The sequence below is a fragment of the Pseudomonas sp. GW823-FHT05G12 genome (assembly GCF_058795575.1).
In genome coordinates this window covers 3,021,190-3,038,420 of sequence record NZ_CM179501.1, presented here as the reverse complement: position 1 = coordinate 3,038,420, position 17,231 = coordinate 3,021,190, and the positions used below count along the sequence as shown (strand labels likewise).

Annotated in this window: 16 protein-coding genes and 1 riboswitch; of the genes, 9 read left to right on the top strand and 7 right to left on the bottom strand. The window is 63.2% G+C overall.

Going from position 1 to position 17,231, the window contains the following annotated elements:
- The first annotated feature begins 64 nt into the window (after nucleotides 1-64).
- Nucleotides 65-179: riboswitch (TPP riboswitch) on the top strand.
- A gap of 78 nt (nucleotides 180-257) precedes the next feature.
- The 5 genes from AC3RCM_RS13790 (at nucleotide 258) to codA (ending at nucleotide 5,522) form a co-directional block, all read left to right on the top strand.
- On the top strand, nucleotides 258-905 hold the full coding sequence (locus AC3RCM_RS13790; RefSeq protein WP_004374380.1) for a TenA family protein: 648 nt from the start codon (nucleotides 258-260) through the stop codon (nucleotides 903-905).
- The gene (gene tenA, locus AC3RCM_RS13785; RefSeq protein WP_336084705.1) at nucleotides 902-1,567 is read left to right on the top strand and encodes a thiaminase II; all 666 of its coding nucleotides are present in this window, start codon (nucleotides 902-904) and stop codon (nucleotides 1,565-1,567) included. The genes AC3RCM_RS13790 and tenA overlap by 4 nt, the downstream gene beginning before the upstream one ends.
- 229 nt (nucleotides 1,568-1,796) lie before the next feature.
- Entirely contained in the window at nucleotides 1,797-3,062 is a 1,266-nt protein-coding gene (gene codB, locus AC3RCM_RS13780; RefSeq protein ID WP_064491986.1) for a cytosine permease, read from the top strand.
- Complete coding sequence (locus tag AC3RCM_RS13775) at nucleotides 3,059-4,276, top strand: PucR family transcriptional regulator (protein ID WP_198746925.1); 1,218 nt, start codon at nucleotides 3,059-3,061, stop codon at nucleotides 4,274-4,276. The genes codB and AC3RCM_RS13775 overlap by 4 nt, the downstream gene beginning before the upstream one ends.
- 4 nt (nucleotides 4,277-4,280) lie before the next feature.
- The gene (codA, locus tag AC3RCM_RS13770; RefSeq protein ID WP_064491988.1) at nucleotides 4,281-5,522 is read left to right on the top strand and encodes a cytosine deaminase; all 1,242 of its coding nucleotides are present in this window, start codon (nucleotides 4,281-4,283) and stop codon (nucleotides 5,520-5,522) included.
- 13 nt (nucleotides 5,523-5,535) lie between these two features.
- On the opposite strand, the gene AC3RCM_RS13765 is transcribed toward codA, so the two are convergent.
- From AC3RCM_RS13765 to AC3RCM_RS13735, 7 genes are all read right to left on the bottom strand, one after another.
- Complete coding sequence (locus AC3RCM_RS13765) at nucleotides 5,536-6,483, bottom strand: ornithine cyclodeaminase family protein (RefSeq protein WP_492628944.1); 948 nt, start codon at nucleotides 6,481-6,483, stop codon at nucleotides 5,536-5,538.
- Nucleotides 6,480-7,469, bottom strand: coding sequence for a threonine/serine dehydratase (locus tag AC3RCM_RS13760; RefSeq protein WP_198746928.1), 990 nt, complete (start codon nucleotides 7,467-7,469; stop codon nucleotides 6,480-6,482). The genes AC3RCM_RS13765 and AC3RCM_RS13760 overlap by 4 nt, the downstream gene beginning before the upstream one ends.
- Before the next feature lie 93 nt (nucleotides 7,470-7,562).
- Nucleotides 7,563-8,168: a helix-turn-helix transcriptional regulator gene (locus AC3RCM_RS13755; RefSeq protein ID WP_010954077.1), complete on the bottom strand. Its 606-nt coding sequence runs from the start codon at nucleotides 8,166-8,168 to the stop codon at nucleotides 7,563-7,565.
- 225 nt (nucleotides 8,169-8,393) lie between these two features.
- Nucleotides 8,394-8,837: a GlcG/HbpS family heme-binding protein gene (locus AC3RCM_RS13750; RefSeq protein ID WP_049587911.1), complete on the bottom strand. Its 444-nt coding sequence runs from the start codon at nucleotides 8,835-8,837 to the stop codon at nucleotides 8,394-8,396.
- A gap of 2 nt (nucleotides 8,838-8,839) precedes the next feature.
- On the bottom strand, nucleotides 8,840-10,183 hold the full coding sequence (locus AC3RCM_RS13745; protein ID WP_198746930.1) for an amidohydrolase family protein: 1,344 nt from the start codon (nucleotides 10,181-10,183) through the stop codon (nucleotides 8,840-8,842).
- 172 nt (nucleotides 10,184-10,355) lie between these two features.
- A complete protein-coding gene (locus tag AC3RCM_RS13740) occupies nucleotides 10,356-11,513 on the bottom strand; it encodes an alpha/beta hydrolase family protein (protein WP_014861071.1) in 1,158 nt (385 codons plus the stop codon).
- 181 nt (nucleotides 11,514-11,694) lie between these two features.
- On the bottom strand, nucleotides 11,695-12,633 hold the full coding sequence (locus tag AC3RCM_RS13735) for a LysR family transcriptional regulator (protein WP_019438626.1): 939 nt from the start codon (nucleotides 12,631-12,633) through the stop codon (nucleotides 11,695-11,697).
- Between the two features lie 276 nt (nucleotides 12,634-12,909).
- On the opposite strand from AC3RCM_RS13735, the gene AC3RCM_RS13730 reads away from it, so the two are divergent.
- The 4 genes from AC3RCM_RS13730 to AC3RCM_RS13715 all read left to right on the top strand — a co-directional run bounded on the left by AC3RCM_RS13730 (nucleotide 12,910) and on the right by AC3RCM_RS13715 (nucleotide 17,223).
- Nucleotides 12,910-13,851 (top strand): VOC family protein, encoded by a 942-nt coding sequence (locus AC3RCM_RS13730; RefSeq protein WP_010954082.1) that lies wholly within the window; start codon nucleotides 12,910-12,912, stop codon nucleotides 13,849-13,851.
- Nucleotides 13,852-13,854: 3 nt separating this feature from the next.
- On the top strand, nucleotides 13,855-14,202 hold the full coding sequence (locus AC3RCM_RS13725; protein ID WP_019438624.1) for a Rieske (2Fe-2S) protein: 348 nt from the start codon (nucleotides 13,855-13,857) through the stop codon (nucleotides 14,200-14,202).
- Between the two features lie 139 nt (nucleotides 14,203-14,341).
- Nucleotides 14,342-15,466 (top strand): FAD-dependent oxidoreductase, encoded by a 1,125-nt coding sequence (locus AC3RCM_RS13720; protein ID WP_010954084.1) that lies wholly within the window; start codon nucleotides 14,342-14,344, stop codon nucleotides 15,464-15,466.
- 86 nt (nucleotides 15,467-15,552) lie between these two features.
- On the top strand, nucleotides 15,553-17,223 hold the full coding sequence (locus AC3RCM_RS13715; RefSeq protein ID WP_409322215.1) for a DUF1302 domain-containing protein: 1,671 nt from the start codon (nucleotides 15,553-15,555) through the stop codon (nucleotides 17,221-17,223).
- The last annotated feature ends 8 nt before the right edge of the window (nucleotides 17,224-17,231 follow it).

Here is a 17,231-nt window from a genome sequence, read left to right as displayed (position 1 = left end):
ATTAGCGGGTCAGCATTGCCCACAGTTTGGGGAGTGACATGCGCGGCGCCCTCGGGTATACCTGAGCGCTACCAAGGGGAGCCCGGCAATGGGCTGAGAAACCGCTGAACGCCACAGCGCGGTGACCCTTCGAACCTGATCCGGATCATGCCGGCGAAGGGATGGGGCTTGTAACCTGCCTTTTTGCCGGCCCCACTGCGAGGCCAGTCCATGTCAATTGCCAAGGTCTCGCTGTCACCCTCATCAAGGACAGCAACATGACCGAACGTTTCAGCCAGTCCCTGCGCCGCCAGAGCGAGCCGACCTGGTCGGCGGCCGTTGGCCACCGTTTCGTGACCCGATTGTGCGACGGCAGCCTGCCTGACCCGATCATGGTCGACTACCTGGTTCAGGACCACCGTTTCCTCGACAGCTTCGTGACCCTGCTAGGCGCGGCCATCGCCACCGCTGACACGTTTGAAGCCCGCCTGCGTTTCGGCCGCTTTGCCGGGATGATCTGCAGTGACGAGAACACATACTTCCTGCGTGCCTTCGAGGCCTTGGGTGTCAGCCCGGCGCAACGCAGTGAACCGGCCGATACCGCGCCTACCGCAGGTTTCAAGGCGATCATGCGCGAAGCGGCAGCCACCCGTTCCTATGCAGCGGCACTGGCGGTGCTGAACGTTGCCGAAGGCCTGTACCTGGACTGGGCGCTCAAGGCGCCGAAACCGATGCCGGACAACTTCGTCCATGCCGAGTGGATTACCCTGCATGACAACCCGGCATTCCAGGCATTCGTCGCTTTCCTGCAGGCCGAGCTGGACCGCGTCGGCCCGCAGGAGGCCGCATTGGCAAGTGACTTCTACCAGCGCACGGTGGCGCTGGAGCTGGCTTTCTTCGATGCAGTTTATCCGGAGGGCAAATGAGCATGGATATCTTCGAGCGCCTCAAGGCTGCTGCCACACCACAATGGAACCGCTACGTAGACCATGATTTCGTGCGGCAGATGGGCGAGGGCACGCTGAGCGAGGAAGCGTTCCGGACCTACCTTGTGCAGGATTACCTGTTCCTGATCCAGTTCGCCCGCGCCTGGGCGCTGGCCGCCTACAAAAGCCGCCGCCCGGCCGACATTCGTGCAGCGCAGGCCGGGCTGTCGGCGATCCTGGATGAAACCGAGCTGCACTTGCGCCTGTGCGCGCGCTGGGGCTTGACCCAGGCAGACATCGAGGCCGCGCCAGAGCATCAGGCCACGGTGGCATACACCCGTTATGTGCTGGACTGCGGCGCAGCCGGCGACCTGCTGGAGCTGCATGTGGCACTGGCACCTTGCGTGATCGGCTATGCCGAAATCGGCCGGACCCTGGCCGGGCGCATTGGCGACTTGAGCAATCACCCCTACCGCGAGTGGATTGGCGAGTATGCCGGGGAGGGCTACCAAGGGGTGGCCGCAGCAGCGCGCAAGCACCTGGACGAACTGGCAGCGCGCAGCATGACCGAGCAGCGGTTCGCCGAACTGGCAGGGATTTTTGGACAGGCCTCTAGCCTGGAGGCTGATTTCTGGCAAATGGGGTTGGACGGGACCGTGTAAACCGCCGTGGGCTGGGTGATTACTACCCAGCCCAGGCCCGCTTTGGTGCATGGGCGCCTCAAAATAAGTCGTCGCGCACACTCCAGATCGTCAGATCGTAGCTTTAATGTGCACAGTGCATATGGATTTCTGGGCGAACAGCCCGATTTCTTCCGGGTGGCGGCGCAGGGAAAAGCGGCCCGCATATTGCTCTTTCTGCTCCCAACTACACACCCGGAGCCCCCGTGCAATGAGCTCACCCAGCGAATTTCCCCTCAGCGAAGCCCCCCAGTCCGCCCGCAAGGGCCTGCTGCCGATCGCGATGGTCTTGTTCAGCTTCACCTTCTTTACCGGCACGATGTTCGCCGGCGGCAAGCTGGGCATGGCATTCAGTTTTGTCGACATGCTGTGGGTGGCTACCCTCGGCAACAGTTTGCTTGCCTTGTATGCCGCAGTGTTGGCCTTCATTGCCTCGCGCAGCGGGCTGAATACCGTGTTGATGGGACGCTTCTGTTTCGGTGAAGCGGGGAGCCGGCTCTCGGACTTTCTGCTGGGTTTTGCCGAACTGGGCTGGTATGCCTGGGGTACGGCCACGGTGGCCATCGTGCTGGTCAAGCTGCTGGGGCTGGCGGATGGCTTCGGCATGCCGTTGATGGTGCTGTTCGGGCTGGGTTTCAGCATTACGGCCATTATCGGTTTCAAAGGGCTGGACGTGTTGTCGCGGGTGTCGGTGCCATTGATGTTCGTGCTGCTGTTGGTGTCCATGTACATCGCCACCCGCGATGCCGGTGGCTTTGCCGGCCTGGCTGCAGTAGTACCGCATGAAACCATGACCTTTTCGGCGGCAGTGACCATGGTCTTCGGCACCTTCGCCAGTGGCGCCACCCAAGCCACCAACTGGACACGGCTGGCACGCAGTGGCCGGGTAGCGGTGATCGCCAGCGTGGTGGCATTCCTCCTTGGCAACGGCCTGATGGTGGTGGCCGGGGCGTGGTGCGCGATGGTTTATCAGCAGGCCGATATCGTCGACGTGATGATGCTGCAGGGCCTGTCGTTCGCGGCCGTGGTGATGCTGTGCCTGAACCTGTGGACCATTCAGGGTCCGACCATCTACAACGTGTCGGCCGCCGCCTGCCACTTGTTGCGCAGCGAGCGCCGGCGCACGGCAACGCTGGTGGCGGCCGGGGTTGGCATTGTGCTGGCGATGGGTGGCATGTACGAAATGCTGATCCCGTTCCTGGTGCTGCTGGGGTCGATCATTCCGCCGGTGGGTGGGGTGATCATGGCTGATTTCTGGTACCGCCACCGCGGCAAATACCCGGCACTGGGTACGGCAAACCTGCCTCGCTACAACCTCACCGGGCTGTTTGCCTATGCCGTGGGCGCTGTACTGGCCTATGCCTCACCGTGGGTCGCGCCGCTGGTGGGCATCGCCGCCTCGGCAGTGTGCTACATCGTCATTCTGGAGCTGGGCGCACGCCGCCGCGCGCCGGGCCAGGCGGGCGTCGAGCCGTGAGCCTGGCGCTGGACGAGATCCTGCATTTGCCCGGTCTGCACGAAATGCAGGTGCGGGCCGGAGCGCGCAACCTGCAGCGGCGGGTACGCTGGCCTTACGTGGCGGAGAACGAGGGTATCGCCGAATGGGTGATGGGCGGTGAACTGGTATTCGTCACCGGCATCAACCACCCGCGCGGCGAAGCCAACCTGCTGAGCCTGGTGGAGGATGGCGACGCCGTGGGCATTGCCGGCATGGTGATTCTCACCGGCGGCAGTTTCATCCAGAGCATCCCGGCGCCCGTTGTCGCGCGCGCCGAGCAACTGGGCTTGCCATTGATCGAACAGCCCTACGCGCTGAAGATGGTGGTGGTCACCCACCTGATCGGCACTGCACTGGTGCAGATGAGCCAGGTACGCCGCTCGCGCAACGACATCCTTGGCCAACTGCTCACAGGCGACTACCCGAGCCTGGCAATTGCCCGGCAGCGGGCAGCACACCTGCAACTGGCGCTGGATAAACCGCGGCGCCTGCTGGCTTTGCGCCTGACGGGCGTGGACGGCTTGTTCGAGCGCCACGGCCTGGCGCACGGCGAGCGTACCTGGCAAGCCACCCGCCAGGCCCTGGAAGACCAGCTCGAAGCCTGGTGCCGCCAGCGGCCAGGCAGTGTGACGGCGCAGTTACCGGGCGACCTGTTCGTGGTGCTGCTGGCCGATACACACGACTTACCCGAGACGTTGGGTGCGCTGTACCGGCAGTTGCAAGCCGCGACAGGTGACCTGGGCCTTTACATGGGCCTGTCGAGCCTCGCTGACGATTGCGCGCACTATCGCCAGGCCCTCAACGAAGCACGCCAGGCGCTGGATGTGGCGCAGCATCTGCGCCCGGCCAACGGCTATTGCAACTTCAGCGAGCTCGGCGTATTGCGCCTGCTGCAAGGTATTGTCGACCGCTCGCTGGTCGATGATTTCGTCAGCCGCACCCTCGGCCCGCTGATCGCCCCTGGGCGCAAACACGCCCATGCTTTGGTGCATACCCTCGACGCGTTGCTCATGGAAAATGGCAACGGGCTCAAGGCCGCACAGCGTCTGGGGCTGCACCGCAACACGATCAATCAGCGCATCCAGCGCATCGAACAACTGAGCGGGCAGTCGCTGGACGACCCGCTTTTTCGCATGAATGCTTCGGTCGCCATGCTGGTATGGCGCATGAGCGAAGCCCACGGCAAGGAGTAACTGCATGAACATCATCAACGCACGCCTGCGCGGCAAGCCTGGCCTGTTCCGCGTCGAACTGAACGGCGAGCGCATTGCCGCCATCGTGCCCCAGACCGACGTCGTGGCGCCTGCTACGGCCAATGACCTGGACGCCGGGCAAAACCTGGTGGTCGCGCCCTTTGTCGAGCCGCACATTCATCTTGATGCCACGCTGACCGCGGGTGAGCCGAAGTGGAACATGAGCGGCACGTTGTTCGAAGGCATTGAGCGCTGGTCGGAGCGCAAGGAAATCACCACTCACGACGACATCAAGACCCGTGCGAAAAAAACCATCGACATGCTGGTGGACCACGGTATCCAGCATGTGCGCACCCATGTCGATGTGACCGACCCGAAACTCACCGCGCTCAAGGCCATGGTCGAGGTACGTGACGAAGTGCGTGAGCTGATCGACCTGCAGATTGTCGCCTTTCCGCAGGAGGGCATCGAGTCGTACGCCAACGGCCGGGCGCTGATGACTGAAGCCGTGACAATTGGCGCCGATGTCGTCGGCGGCATTCCGCATTTCGAAAATACCCGCGACCAGGGGGTATCGTCGGTGAAGTTCCTGATGGACCTGGCCGAGCGCACCGGCTGCCTGGTGGATGTGCACTGCGACGAGACCGACGACCCGCAATCACGCTTCCTCGAAGTGTTGGCCGAAGAAGCACGGGTACGCGGCATGGGGCCCCGGGTCACGGCCAGCCACACCGTGGCCATGGGCTCGTATGACAATGCGTATTGCTACAAGCTGTTCCGCCTGCTCAAGCTGTCGGGCATCAACTTCGTGTCATGCCCGACCGAGAGCATTCACCTGCAAGGGCGCTTCGACAACTACCCGAAACGTCGTGGCGTGACCCGCGTGGCCGAGATCGACCGCGCCGGCATGAACGTGTGCTTCGGCCAGGACTCCATCGTCGACCCGTGGTACCCACTGGGCAATGGCAATATCCTGCGCATTCTCGAAGCCGGCCTGCACATCTGTCACATGCTTGGGTATGAAGACCTGCAGCGCTGCCTGGACCTGATTACCGACAACAGCGCCCGCACCCTTAACCTGGGCGAGCGCTATGGCATCGAGGTGGGGCGGCCGGCGAACCTGTTGCTGCTGTCGGCGCCAGATGATTACGAGATGGTGCGCAGCCAGGGACACGCGTTGGTGTCGGTACGCAATGGCAAGGTGCTGATGCAGCGCAGGCCAGCGCAGGTGCAACGTTTGCGCTGACGCTGTTGTCGCCTCAGGTGCACAGGGCGGCCAAGGCGTGGCTTGCGACTTGTGCATCCTGCACTGCCACACCGGTCAGGTCCGCCAAGGTAATCTGGCTGTCGTGCTCACGCCCCTTGGCACGGCCATCCAGCAGCGTACCCAGCTCGATCAGCTGGTTAGCGTCGATGCGGCCACTGCCGAGGGCATGGGCCACTTCGCCGTACTGGCTGCACTGGGCGATGGAGTCGACGATGATGCGGTCCGCCCTTGCCACCAGTGCCGGGTCCAGTTCCTGCTTGCCGGGCGCATCGGCACCGACGGCGGTGATATGCGTACCCGGCTGGACCCAATCGCTGTACAACAGCGCCTGGCGAGAAGGCGTGGTGCAGACGATCAGGTTTGCCGCGCCCGCAACCTCGGCCGCATCCTGCGTGCTGTGCACCCCGAAGCCCAGTTCGCGGGCAAATGCGGTATAGGCCGCAAGCCCGCGTTCATGCCGGCCCCAGACAATCACCTGGCGACAATCGGTCACCGCGCGAAGCTGCTCAAGCTGCATCTGCGCCTGCATGCCGGTGCCGAGGATGCCAATGGCCTTAACCTGGGATGGCACCAGCAGCCGGGCGGCGATACGCCCGGCCAACGCGGTGCGCATGGCAGTCAGCCAGCCTTGGTCCTGCAGCAGTGCCAACGGCTGACCGGTGTGTGCAGACAATACAAGCATCAAGCCATCATTGCTAGGCAGGCCCTTGGACGGGTTGTCGTAGAAGCCTGTCGAAAGCTTGACGGTGAAGGTCGGGCTGCCTTCGATGTAGGCCGACTTCACGCAACAGTCACCGTTCGCGCCCTTGAATGCGAAGCCCTGCACGGGCGGCACCTGCACCTTGCCTTCGGAGTAGGCGATGAAGCCTTCCTCCAGTTGGCTGACCGCGAGCTCCGGGTTGAAGCGGGCGATGATCTGCGCCTTGCTGAAGACCCTCATTGAACGGCCTCGAGGAACTTTTCCAGCAGGATGTTACGACCACACAGGATCACCGCGACACGCTTGCCCTGATAGCGTTGGGCGAGCTTCTGCATGCCGGCGACCGCAACCGCAGCAGCGCCTTCGATGATCCAGCGCTCACTGCTGGCGATGTCGCGCATGGCGCAGCGGATTTCGTCCTCGCTGACCAGCACGGTATCGGTGAGCAGCGCCTGGCAAAGCGGGAAGGTGATGGAGCCTGGCTCGACGCCGCCAGCCGTGCCATCCGACAGCGTTTCGCAGGCATCCAATTCGATGATTTCACCGGCCTTGAGTGATTGTTGCAGGGTTGGGTCATTTGCCGGCCAGCAGCCGATGATCTCAGTGCCCGGCTTGAGTACGCGCAGGGCGGCGCCGATACCGGAAATCATCCCGCCACCGCCCACGGCGACGAACACCGCGTCCAGGTCTGGCGCCTGCTCGAACAACTCCATGCCTATGGTGCCCTGGCCGGCAATGACTTGCAGGTCGTTGTAAGGTGACACGAAAGGTACGCCCTGGGCCTTGGCTTGCCTGGCTGCTTCCAGCTCTGCACTCAGCGGGTCGGTGGGCAGGCAGACCACTTCGGCGCCCAGCGCGCGCATTGCCTCTGTTTTGTATGCCGATGCGCCCGTGGTGGTGTAGACCTTCACTGGCACGCCAGCCATCTTGCCGGCCAGAGCCAGGGCCTGCCCATGGTTACCGGAAGAGGCAGCTATCACCCCATGCTTGCGCGCCTCGGCCGGCAGCAGGCGCATCTTGTTGCTGGCACCGCGAAACTTGAACGAACCGGTGTGCTGCAGGTGTTCGCATTTGAGCAGCACTTCACAGCCGGTCAGTGCCGACAAACGAGGGCTGTGCAAGAGCGGGGTAATGCTGACGGCCGGGCGGAGCGCCGCATGGGCGTCCTGAATGTTTTGGTGCAATGTATCAAGGAACTGGGCATCAACGGACGGGGTGGCTGGCATGACGGGTCCTTGCAGCTATGTGGATAATTTGTCCACAATAGAATTATATTCCACCAATAGCAAGAGCGTGTGCCTACAGCCAGGCAATACCGCCTAGGCCCTGACTTCCTTCAGGTATTTGTACACGGTGGCCCGCCCCATGCTGAGGACGTTGGCAACGTAATCGGCGCCGCTGCGCCCCTCGAATGCACCCTCGGCATGCAAGGCCAGGACAAGGTTGCGTTTGTCTTTCATCTTCAAGGTCTGCAGCGACAGGTTATGCGCTTGCAGCCACGCTTGCAGGAAGGTGTTGATGCGCTCCTGCCAATCGTTGCGGAACAACGCATCCGGTTGCGGCTCCAGCCGACTCATCTGGAAGAACGCATCCAATGCCACACGCGCCTGTTCCAGCACCGACACGTTCAGATTGATGCACATCAGATACTCGGCTTCGCCTTGCGGATTGTGCAGCACAGCACTGATCGAGCGGACCTTCTGACCGTTCCAGTTGAGCTTCTCGTAGGGGCCAAGGTTGGTACCCTTCAAAAGGTCCCCCAGTTCTGGACCGAGTGCCGAATCATCGCCGAGCTTGCGATGTGAGAAATTATTGGCGATATGAACGATTGTCTGGCTGCGTATCTCATGAATGACGACTTCCGCGTGGGGGTACAGCAGCAGGGCAATGCTTTCAGCGATTGCCTGGTAATTTTCCAGTGTCATGCATTAGCCAATGGTCTGTTGAAGAATGCCTATGGTGGCCCTGGAGAATACTGGGCACAAGACGGATCTTTACCGGGTCGGGATCAAGTCCTGGCTGCGAGCCGCTCGCCTCGGCCATTACTGCGTCAGCAGCATCCCAGTTCCTCCAGAGGCATCCGCAGCATGGGGCGATCTCGCCTTGGCCTGGCTCCGCCAATTGCTGGTGGAACAGGCCAAGGCGTTGGCTCAGGGCTGAAGATCGCCGCTGTCGCCGATCAGCCCTAGCGCTTCGATGGCCAGCAGCGCGCACCGCTCATCGTTGTCCGAGGTATCGCCACTGACGCCGATGGCGCCCAGCAGGCGGCCTTCTGCATCGCGCAGAAGAACGCCGCCGGCGACCGGAATCACCTCGCCACCGGTGAGGCTGTTGATGGCATCGAAGAACGCCGGCATGGTCTGGGCGCGGCGCGCCAGTTCGCGGCCGCCGAAGCCCAGGCCCAGGCAGCCGCGGGCCTTGCCGGTGGCGATCTGCGGGCGCAGGAAGCTGGCCTGCTCATCGCGCAGCACCGCCAACGGGTGGCCGGCGCTGTCGAGCACCGCTGCGGCCATAGGCTTGAGGTTCAAAGCGCGTGCCTGGTGCAGGGTCGCGACGGCCAGTTGCACTGCCAGTTCGAAGTTGAGCGTTGTCATGTTCACAGCCTCCATTTGCCGAGTTCTGACACGCGGTCGCGGGTGTAGAGGTCGGTCCATTTCAGCGAATTGAAGTCCGACACCTGCTTGGGGTTGTAGGCGGTGCGTTGCAGCCGTACCGGCTCGCCGGCCTTGTACACCGCCTGCAGCCGAGCGCGGTCTTGAAGGATGCGGATGTCGTCCAGGGGCGAACCGTCGAGCACCAGCAGATCGGCCTGTTTGCCCGGTTCCAGGGTGCCGAGCGTCTCGCCGCGCGGCATCAAGCGTGCGCCGACATGGGTTGCGGCGAATAATGCTTCGGCCGGGGTGAAGTCCAGGTGCCGTACCAGCAGCTCCAGTTCGCGAGCATGCCATTCGCCATAGGGTGTCACAGCAAAGCCGCTGTCGCTGCCGCAGGCGAAGGGTACGCCGGCGGCCTTGGCGCGCTTGAGTACCGGCGCGCCGAGCTCGAGGGTCCGGGCGCAGTAGGCGGCATAGCCGGTGCTGATCGCGGGGTCATGGGGCTGGCAGAAGTCCACGGTGTTCTGCGGGAAGGTCATGGTCGGAGCGAGCACGCTGCCAGCCTCAAGCAGCGCTTCGATGCAGGCGTCATCCATGTAGAAGGCGTGGAACACCAGGTCGACGCCAGCCTTGGCCGCGTACATCACCGCTTCTCGGCCATAGGCGTGGGTAGCCACACGGCAGCCGAGGCGATGAGCTTCGTAGACCATCTCACGGGTCTCGTCGGCGGTGAAAGCGGCGATGATTTCGCCGTTGGGGCGACGGTGGGTGCCGTCCATGGCGATCTTGATCAGGTCCACGCCGTCCTTGGCCTGCTTGCGGATCTGGGCAATGGCATCGTCACGGCTGGTGACCAGCGCGGCGGTGAAGTACTCCGGGGCGCCGACGCGGGTGGGGAACCAGTCGTTCAGGCTCTGTCGATTGGTGATCACTCGGCTGCTTGCAGCGATACGAGGGCCTTCGAACAGTCCGGCGTTGACCGTATTGCGCACGGCAATGCTGAGTTGGCCACTGTCGCCAGGGCAGACCATGGACGTCACGCCGGCAGCCAGAACGTGCTGGGCGAAGAACAGCCCCCGCAGGGCGCGAAACTCGTCGCTGGTCCAGATGTCGATGTCTTCCTCGCTCTGGGCATTGCCAAACGCCAGGTGGGTGTGCACGTCCACAAGCCCGGGCATGACGAACTGGCCGTGGGCTTCACGGTCGCCGGGTTGCGGACGGGGTGCCTCGGCGGATGGCCCGACATGGCGGATCACGCCGCCTTCGATGATCAATGTCTGTCGTTGGCGGGTGTGCAGGCCAGTACCGTCGAACAGGGTAGAGCAGTGCAGGTGCAGGGCACTCATTGGTGAGCTCTCTCATCGTGAGGGTGGTGCAAGGCTAGGCCGTGGTGACTGCCCGGCACCAACAGATGCTATTGATGGCCAGGTATCGATGGCATCGATACCTGGCGCTCTCTGGCGCAGAAACGAGAACGGCGCCAATCGGCGCCGCCCAAGCCAGGGCCGGCAGCGCCGATCAGGCCGTGTGGCCGCCAAGGGTTTCGGCGATCCAGTCGGCGATGTAGTGCCCGGCATTGATGCTGTTGTCGAAGCTCGAGTGCTGCACGCCGCCTTCACGGTCAGTGAAAATCTTCAGTTCGCGTTTCGGGCTGTTGACCAGTTGCTCGTAGGTGCGGTGTGCCCATTTGAGCGGGATCTGCGAGTCTTTCTCGCCGTGGGTGACCAGGAAAGGTACGTGGATGCGGTCGAGTACACCGTCGAGGTGTACGTTTTCGGCGATGCGCATGAAGTCGTCCAGGTCCTTCGCCCCCCAGACCCATTGCACATGCGCCCAGTAGTGTGGCACCGGGAAGTTGCCTTCCTTCTCCAGGCGACGCTTCTGCACGTCGCGCCAGTCGTGGTTGGCGCCCCACACCACGCCGCAAGCAAAGCGCGGTTCGAACGCCACTGCGCGCGGACAGTAGTAGCCGCCCAGGGAAACGCCTTCCAGGCCGATGCGCTTGGCATCGACATCAGCGCGGGTTTCCAGCCAGTCCACTATGCGGCTGGCCCAGTGTTCGCTGTCATGGCGTGCCGTCATGCCGTGGAGGCGAAGCGCTTCGCCGGTGCCAGGCTGGTCGACAATCAGCGACGACACGCCTCGCCTGGCCAGCCAGGCAGGCAGGCCGACGCGGTATTTCATTTCCTTGGTCGAATCCAGCCCGTTGACTTGCACCAGCAGCGGTGCCGGGCCACTCACGCCTTCTGCGCGCACCAGCAATCCCGAGAGGTGCTTGCCTTCATACGGGATCTCTACGCGCTCACAGTTCTCCTTGGCCAAATCGATGCCACGGGCGAAGGTGTCGAGGAAGCGCTGATACAAGGCCGCACGACCCGGCGCGCCGTGGGCCTGCAAGCGTTCGCAGGTGAGGTAATAGGTGGCCGCGCGGTTGTATTTTTCGCCGGCGGACAAGCGTCGGCCGGCGGTTTCGTCCTCTTCGGCCAAGCCGCACAGCTTGTCGGCCATGGTCGACCATATTTCCCGGAAGGCCTGGGTGCCGGCGGCGTCGGGCTGTTTGGCGGCTTCCTGCAGCGGTGCGCACATTTCCTCGATTTCACCCATGCGGGCACCCATTTCAATGGCCAGGTCCACCGAGAGGTTCCAGACGTAATTGGTGGGGAAGTAACGGAACATTCTTGTTGTCCTTCTGCGGTCGTGGAGTCCGGCGCCCACTTGAGCGACAGGCAGGCAGGGCGCGGTTTGAAGGCAAGGTACGCAGGCAGGGCAGGGTGGGGCCAATCGTGATCAGGGATGCGAGGTATCGCGAAACGCGATGCCCCAGCACCGTCGCGGTGTCTGGGGCGATGGCCGCCGCTCAGGCGGTGGCGCGCAGAGCATCTGGCTGCGTGCTGGCGCACTGAATGACATCGCTGATGCGCTCGCGAAGCCATCTGTGCATGGGGTCGCCGTCCATGCTGCGGTGCCACAGCATGAATTCACGCATAACCGGGATCTTCACTGGCGGTGGCAACAGGCGCAGCGGCAGGTAGCCGGCATAGAGTTCGGCCAGTCGGCGGTGCATGGTGGCGACCCGCACGGTGCCCACCAACAACTGGGGCAGGGTGTTGAAGTCGTTGGTGATGACTTCCAGCCGCCGATTGAAGCCGTACTGGTTCATGAACCAGTCCTCGATGCTCAAGTGGCGGTTGCGGCCAAAGCCCACCGAGATGTGGCCCATCTGCATGTACTGCTCAAGTGTCAGATGCTCGCCCACCTCGGGGTTGTCGCGCCACACCACGCAGACATGATCTTCCTCGAACAGCAGCTGCGCCGGATGGCCCTCGATGAGGTAGCGCTCGGGCACGATCATCATGTCGACCTCGCCTCGCATCAGCAATTCGGCGCTACTGTCGCCTGGGCCGATCATCTCGAAGGTAATGTGCGGCGCCTCCTGATGGATTTTCTGGATGACCTGAGCGAATACCACACTGATCAGGTAGTCCGAGGCCACCAGGCGGAAGTGTCGCTTGCTGGCGGCCGGATCGAACACCGGCTTGGCCGTTATCGAGGCGCGAATGGTCAGCAGCACCTCGCGTACCGGCTTGGCCAGTTCCAGAGCATAGGGGGTGGGCTGCATCTTGCGGCCGACCTGCACCAGCAACTCATCCTCGAAAAACGTTCGCAAACGCCCCAGCACGCCACTGGTGGCCGATTGAGTCATGTGCAGGCGCTCGGCGGCGCGTGTGATGTTTTGCTCCTCGAGCAGGATGTCCAGGGCAACCAGCAGGTTCAAGTCCAGGTGGTGAAAGCGCATGGTGATAGCTCTCGGTTCTTGTAGTTATTTTCGCGATACCTTCCCGCTGCATTGCCGATACGTCAAGACCTTCAAGCCACGATACCGAGCCAACGCCACAGCACATGGGCTTTGGCCCAGGTATCGCGATTGCCGATGCCTCGCATTCTGACTCGCGATTGGTCACGCCACCCCGCCACCGAGCAACCTGCACGCCAGTCGTACGGCCGATGTGCCGCCGCGACCCACTACCGGTGACCTGCCTCGCCGAATAACAATTTCAATGGAGTGGTAGCCATGAATATTCTTGGTCTCGACGCGCTGGTGTTTGGCGTCGACGATATCCAGGCCTGTGCCGATTGCCTGCGTGACTATGGCCTCGATGCCGTTCAACTGGACGGCGACGGTGGCCGTTTCGAGGCGCTGGACGGCACCTCGATCATTATCCGCCGCGGCGACGACCCTGGCCTGCCGCCAGCGCTGGGGCCGACTCCATCGCTGCGCGAGACCGTTTACGGCGTCGCTTCGAGCACCGATCTGGCGGCCATCGCCGACGAGCTGGGCCGTGATCGCGAAGTGCGGCGCGATGCCAGCGGCGCGTTGCACACCTTCGACGACCTGGGCTTTGCCATTGCCTTCCAGGTGACCTGCCGTCGCCCCTTCGACGCGCCGGCCGACCTTACCAACGCCCCCGGTAGCGCACCGCAGCGCCCGATCAACCAGCTGGGCATTGCCCCGGACATGCCGGCGTTGCCGCGCACTTTGTCCCACGTGGTGTACTTCGTACCCGATGCGGCCAAGGGCGAAGCGTTCTACCGCGATCGCCTGGGCTTCGTCACCACCGACAGCTTCATCGGCGTCGGCCCGTTCATGCGCACCGCCGCCATGGACGATCACCACTGCCTGTTCATGATCCAGACCCCACCGCACATGCAGGGTTGCGAGCACTTCACCTTCCATATGGGCAGCGGCACCGAGGTCCTGCTGGCCGGTACGCGTTTCCAGCAGCAGGGCTGGACCAGCTTCTGGGGCCCGGGCCGACACCTGCTGGGTTCCAACTGGTTCTGGTACTTCAACAGCCCGCTGGGCTGCCACATCGAGTACGACGCCGACATGGACAAGCACGATGACGCATGGGCGGCGCGTCAGGCGCCGATGTCGGCCGACAACTCGCAGCTGTTCCTGTTCGCCTCGCGGGAGAAATGGGCACCCAGCGGCCCACCTGCGAAGCAGGGTTGAAACATGGCGTGGGTGGAGCTGTGCCGGCTCGATGAGCTGGGCGAGGGTCAAGCGCGCGGTTTCGACCCACAGGGCAGGGGCGCGGACAGCCTGTTCGCCCTTCGGTACCTGGGCCAGGTACGCGTCTACCGCAACCTGTGCCCGCATTTGATGGTGCCCATGGAGTACCGCAAGAACCGCTTTTTGAGCGCCGATGGCCAGTGGATCGTCTGCTACGCCCACGGTGCGCGCTTCACGCCCGAAGACGGCACTTGCGTTCACGGCCCCTGCCGAGGCGAAGCCTTGGAGGCACTCGATCACAAGGAAGCGGACGGCTGGCTGCTATTGCCGCTGGAGCAGCTCGATCGCTGACCTATCGCGCCGCGCGATAGGTCGCATCCCGCGACGCGATTGGTCATGGACCGGCGCAGGCGGGAAGCTGTGCATAGGCACAGGAAACGGCCGCCCCGCATGACGGGGCGCACAACAAGAACAAAACGTGAGACATGCCATGAATACTGTGAACAACGTGTTGATCGTGGGCGGCGGAATTGGCGGGCTGTGTGCCGCCATCGCCTTGCGCCGCAAGGGCATCGCCGTCGATCTGGTCGAGCTGAAAACCGAGTGGACCGTCTACGGTGTCGGCATCATTCAACAGAGCAATGTGGTGCGCGAGATGCACCGGCTGGGCCTGCTCGAAGCCTACCTTGATGCCGCCTACGCCTTCGAGGACGTGGCCATCTATACCACCGAAGGGCAGCAACTGGCGCGCATCCCAGGCCAGCGCCTGGCCGGTCCGCAGTATCCGGCCAATGTGGGTATCTCGCGCCGCGCCCTGCACAAGGTGTTGAGCGAAACTGCCATCGAACTGGGCACCCAGGTGCGCCTGGGCACCTCGGTGGAAAGCTTCGAGCAAGACGACAGCGCAGTGGACGTGTTGTTCACCGATGGCAGCCAGGGGCGCTACGGTCTCATGGTCGGCGCCGACGGGTTGTTCTCGAAAGTCCGCAGCGTGCTGTTCGGTGATCGTTATCAGCCGCGTTTCACCGGGCAGTCGGTGTGGCGCTACAACTTCCCGCGTGCGGCAGGTATCGACCACCTTGCCAACTACCAAGGGCCCTCTGGCAACGCGGGGCTGGTTCCGCTGGCCGATGACCTGATGTACCTCTTCACCACCTCCCACGAGCCGGGTAACCCCTGGATGGAACCGGCTGCTTTGGCTGATGGCCTTCGCCAGCGCCTGGCCGGTTTCGGCGGGCTGATCGGCGAATTGCGCGAGCAGATCGTCGACAACGCCGGGGTCGTTTACAAGCCGCTTGAAGCGGTGTTTGTCGACGAACCCTGGTACTGCGGTCGAGTGCTGCTGATCGGCGATGCCGCCCATGCCACCACGCCACACCTGGGGCAGGGGGCAGGCATGGCCATTGAGGACGCCGTGGTGCTCGCCGAGGAGCTCACCGCGGGTGGCAGCCTCGACGCGCAATTGCAGCGGTTCATGGGCCGACGTTTCGAGCGCTGCAAGTTCATCAGCGAAATGTCCCTGCTGGCAGGTGTGAAGGAGATCCAGCGCGATCCCTCCTTCGACCGCATCGGCCTGGTCAAGCGCATGCTGGAGGTCACCGCGCAGCCGATCTGACTCCCCGTACCCGGTACGCCCTGCCTTGTCGGCGCGCCGGCCCTATGCCAACACCGACGCACAATAAAAAGAAAGAGGAAACCCCGATGTTGACTCGCAAAGGTGCATTCACACGGCCGTTACCGGCGCTCAAGCCCCTCAGCCTGGCGCTTGTCGCGCTGGCCGCAAGCCAGGCGCAGGCCTTCGAATTCGATAGCGGCAACCCCGACCTGCGGGTGCGCTGGGACAATACGCTGAAATACAGCGCCGCCTGGCGTACACAGGACGCGAGCAGCAAGCTCACCGAAGGGCAGACCGCGCTGAACCTGGACGATGGTGACCGCAACTTCGACAAAGGCCTGATCTCCAACCGCCTCGACCTGCTGTCGGAACTGGACATTACCTACAACAACGTCGGCGCACGGGTCAGCGGCGCGGCCTGGTACGACGATGTCTACAACCAAGGGACTGACAACAACGACCCTGGCCGTGCCAACAGTTATTCGGTCGACTACGACGCGTTCACCGACGACACGCGCAAGCTGCATGGACGCAAGGGCGAGCTGCTCGACGCCTTTATCTTCGGCAAGACCGAGATCGGCGACATGCCGCTGTCCGGCCGTTTGGGTCAATACGCCATGCAGTGGGGCGAGAGCCTGTTCTTTGGCATGAACGGCATTGCTGGTGGCATGGCTCCGGTGGACGTGGTCAAGGGGCTGTCGGTACCCAACACGCAGTTCAAGGAACTGATCCGTCCGGTACAGCAGATTTCCGGACAACTCCAACTGACGCCGGATGTGTCGGTGGGGGCCTACTACCAGTTCGAGTGGGAGGCCAACCGCCTGCCGGCAGCGGGTAGCTATTTCTCCACAGACGACTTCTTCGGCGATGGCGCCGAGCGCATGTTCGTCGGCGCGCCGGTGTTCCCCGGTGGCCAACCTCTGGCGTTCTTCCACGGCAACGACAAGCAAGCCAAGGACTCAGGGCAGGGCGGCATGCAGGTGCGCTGGCGCACCGAGACGGTCGACTGGGGCCTGTACGCCATCCGCTTCCACGACAAGTCGCCGCAACTCAACGTACGCCCGAACTTCGCCAACCTCGACCCGGTCAGCGGCAAGGCCGGCGAGTTCTACTGGGTGTATCCCGAGGGTATCGAGGCGTTCGGTGCGAGCTTCTCCACCACCGTTGGCAACTTCAACCTCGCCGGTGAGTTGTCAACCCGCTGGAACCAGCCGTTGGCCTCGACCAACCAGCATGCGTTGGCCGTGGGCGAGGCGATCGACAATGACGATAACCCGGTTTACGCCACCGGCCGCACGCTGCACGCCAACGTCTCCTGGCTTGCCAGCCTGGAGCCGAACTTCATCGCTGCCGAGTCGAGCTTCCTCGGCGAAATCGCCTGGAACCGGGTGATGAGCGTGAGCAAGAACGCCGATGCCGTTGACCCTAACGCCGACCGTGACGCCACCAGCCTGCGCCTGGTGTTCGAACCGATGTACCGGCAGATCTTACCGGGGCTCGACCTGTCGGTGCCGATCGGCGCGAGCTACACCAACGGCGCGTCGATGGCGCTGGGCACCGGTTTTGGCACCGATCATGGCGGTGACCTGAACATCGGCCTGAAAGGCAACTACCTCAACACCTGGAGTTTGGGCCTGACCTACACGCACTACTACGGCCCGGAGAACACCTTCCTCGACGCCGATAACCACTACACCTTCGAACAGTCGCTCAAAGACCGCGACTTCATCGCCTTCACTGTCAGCCGCACCTTCTGACCGAGGAC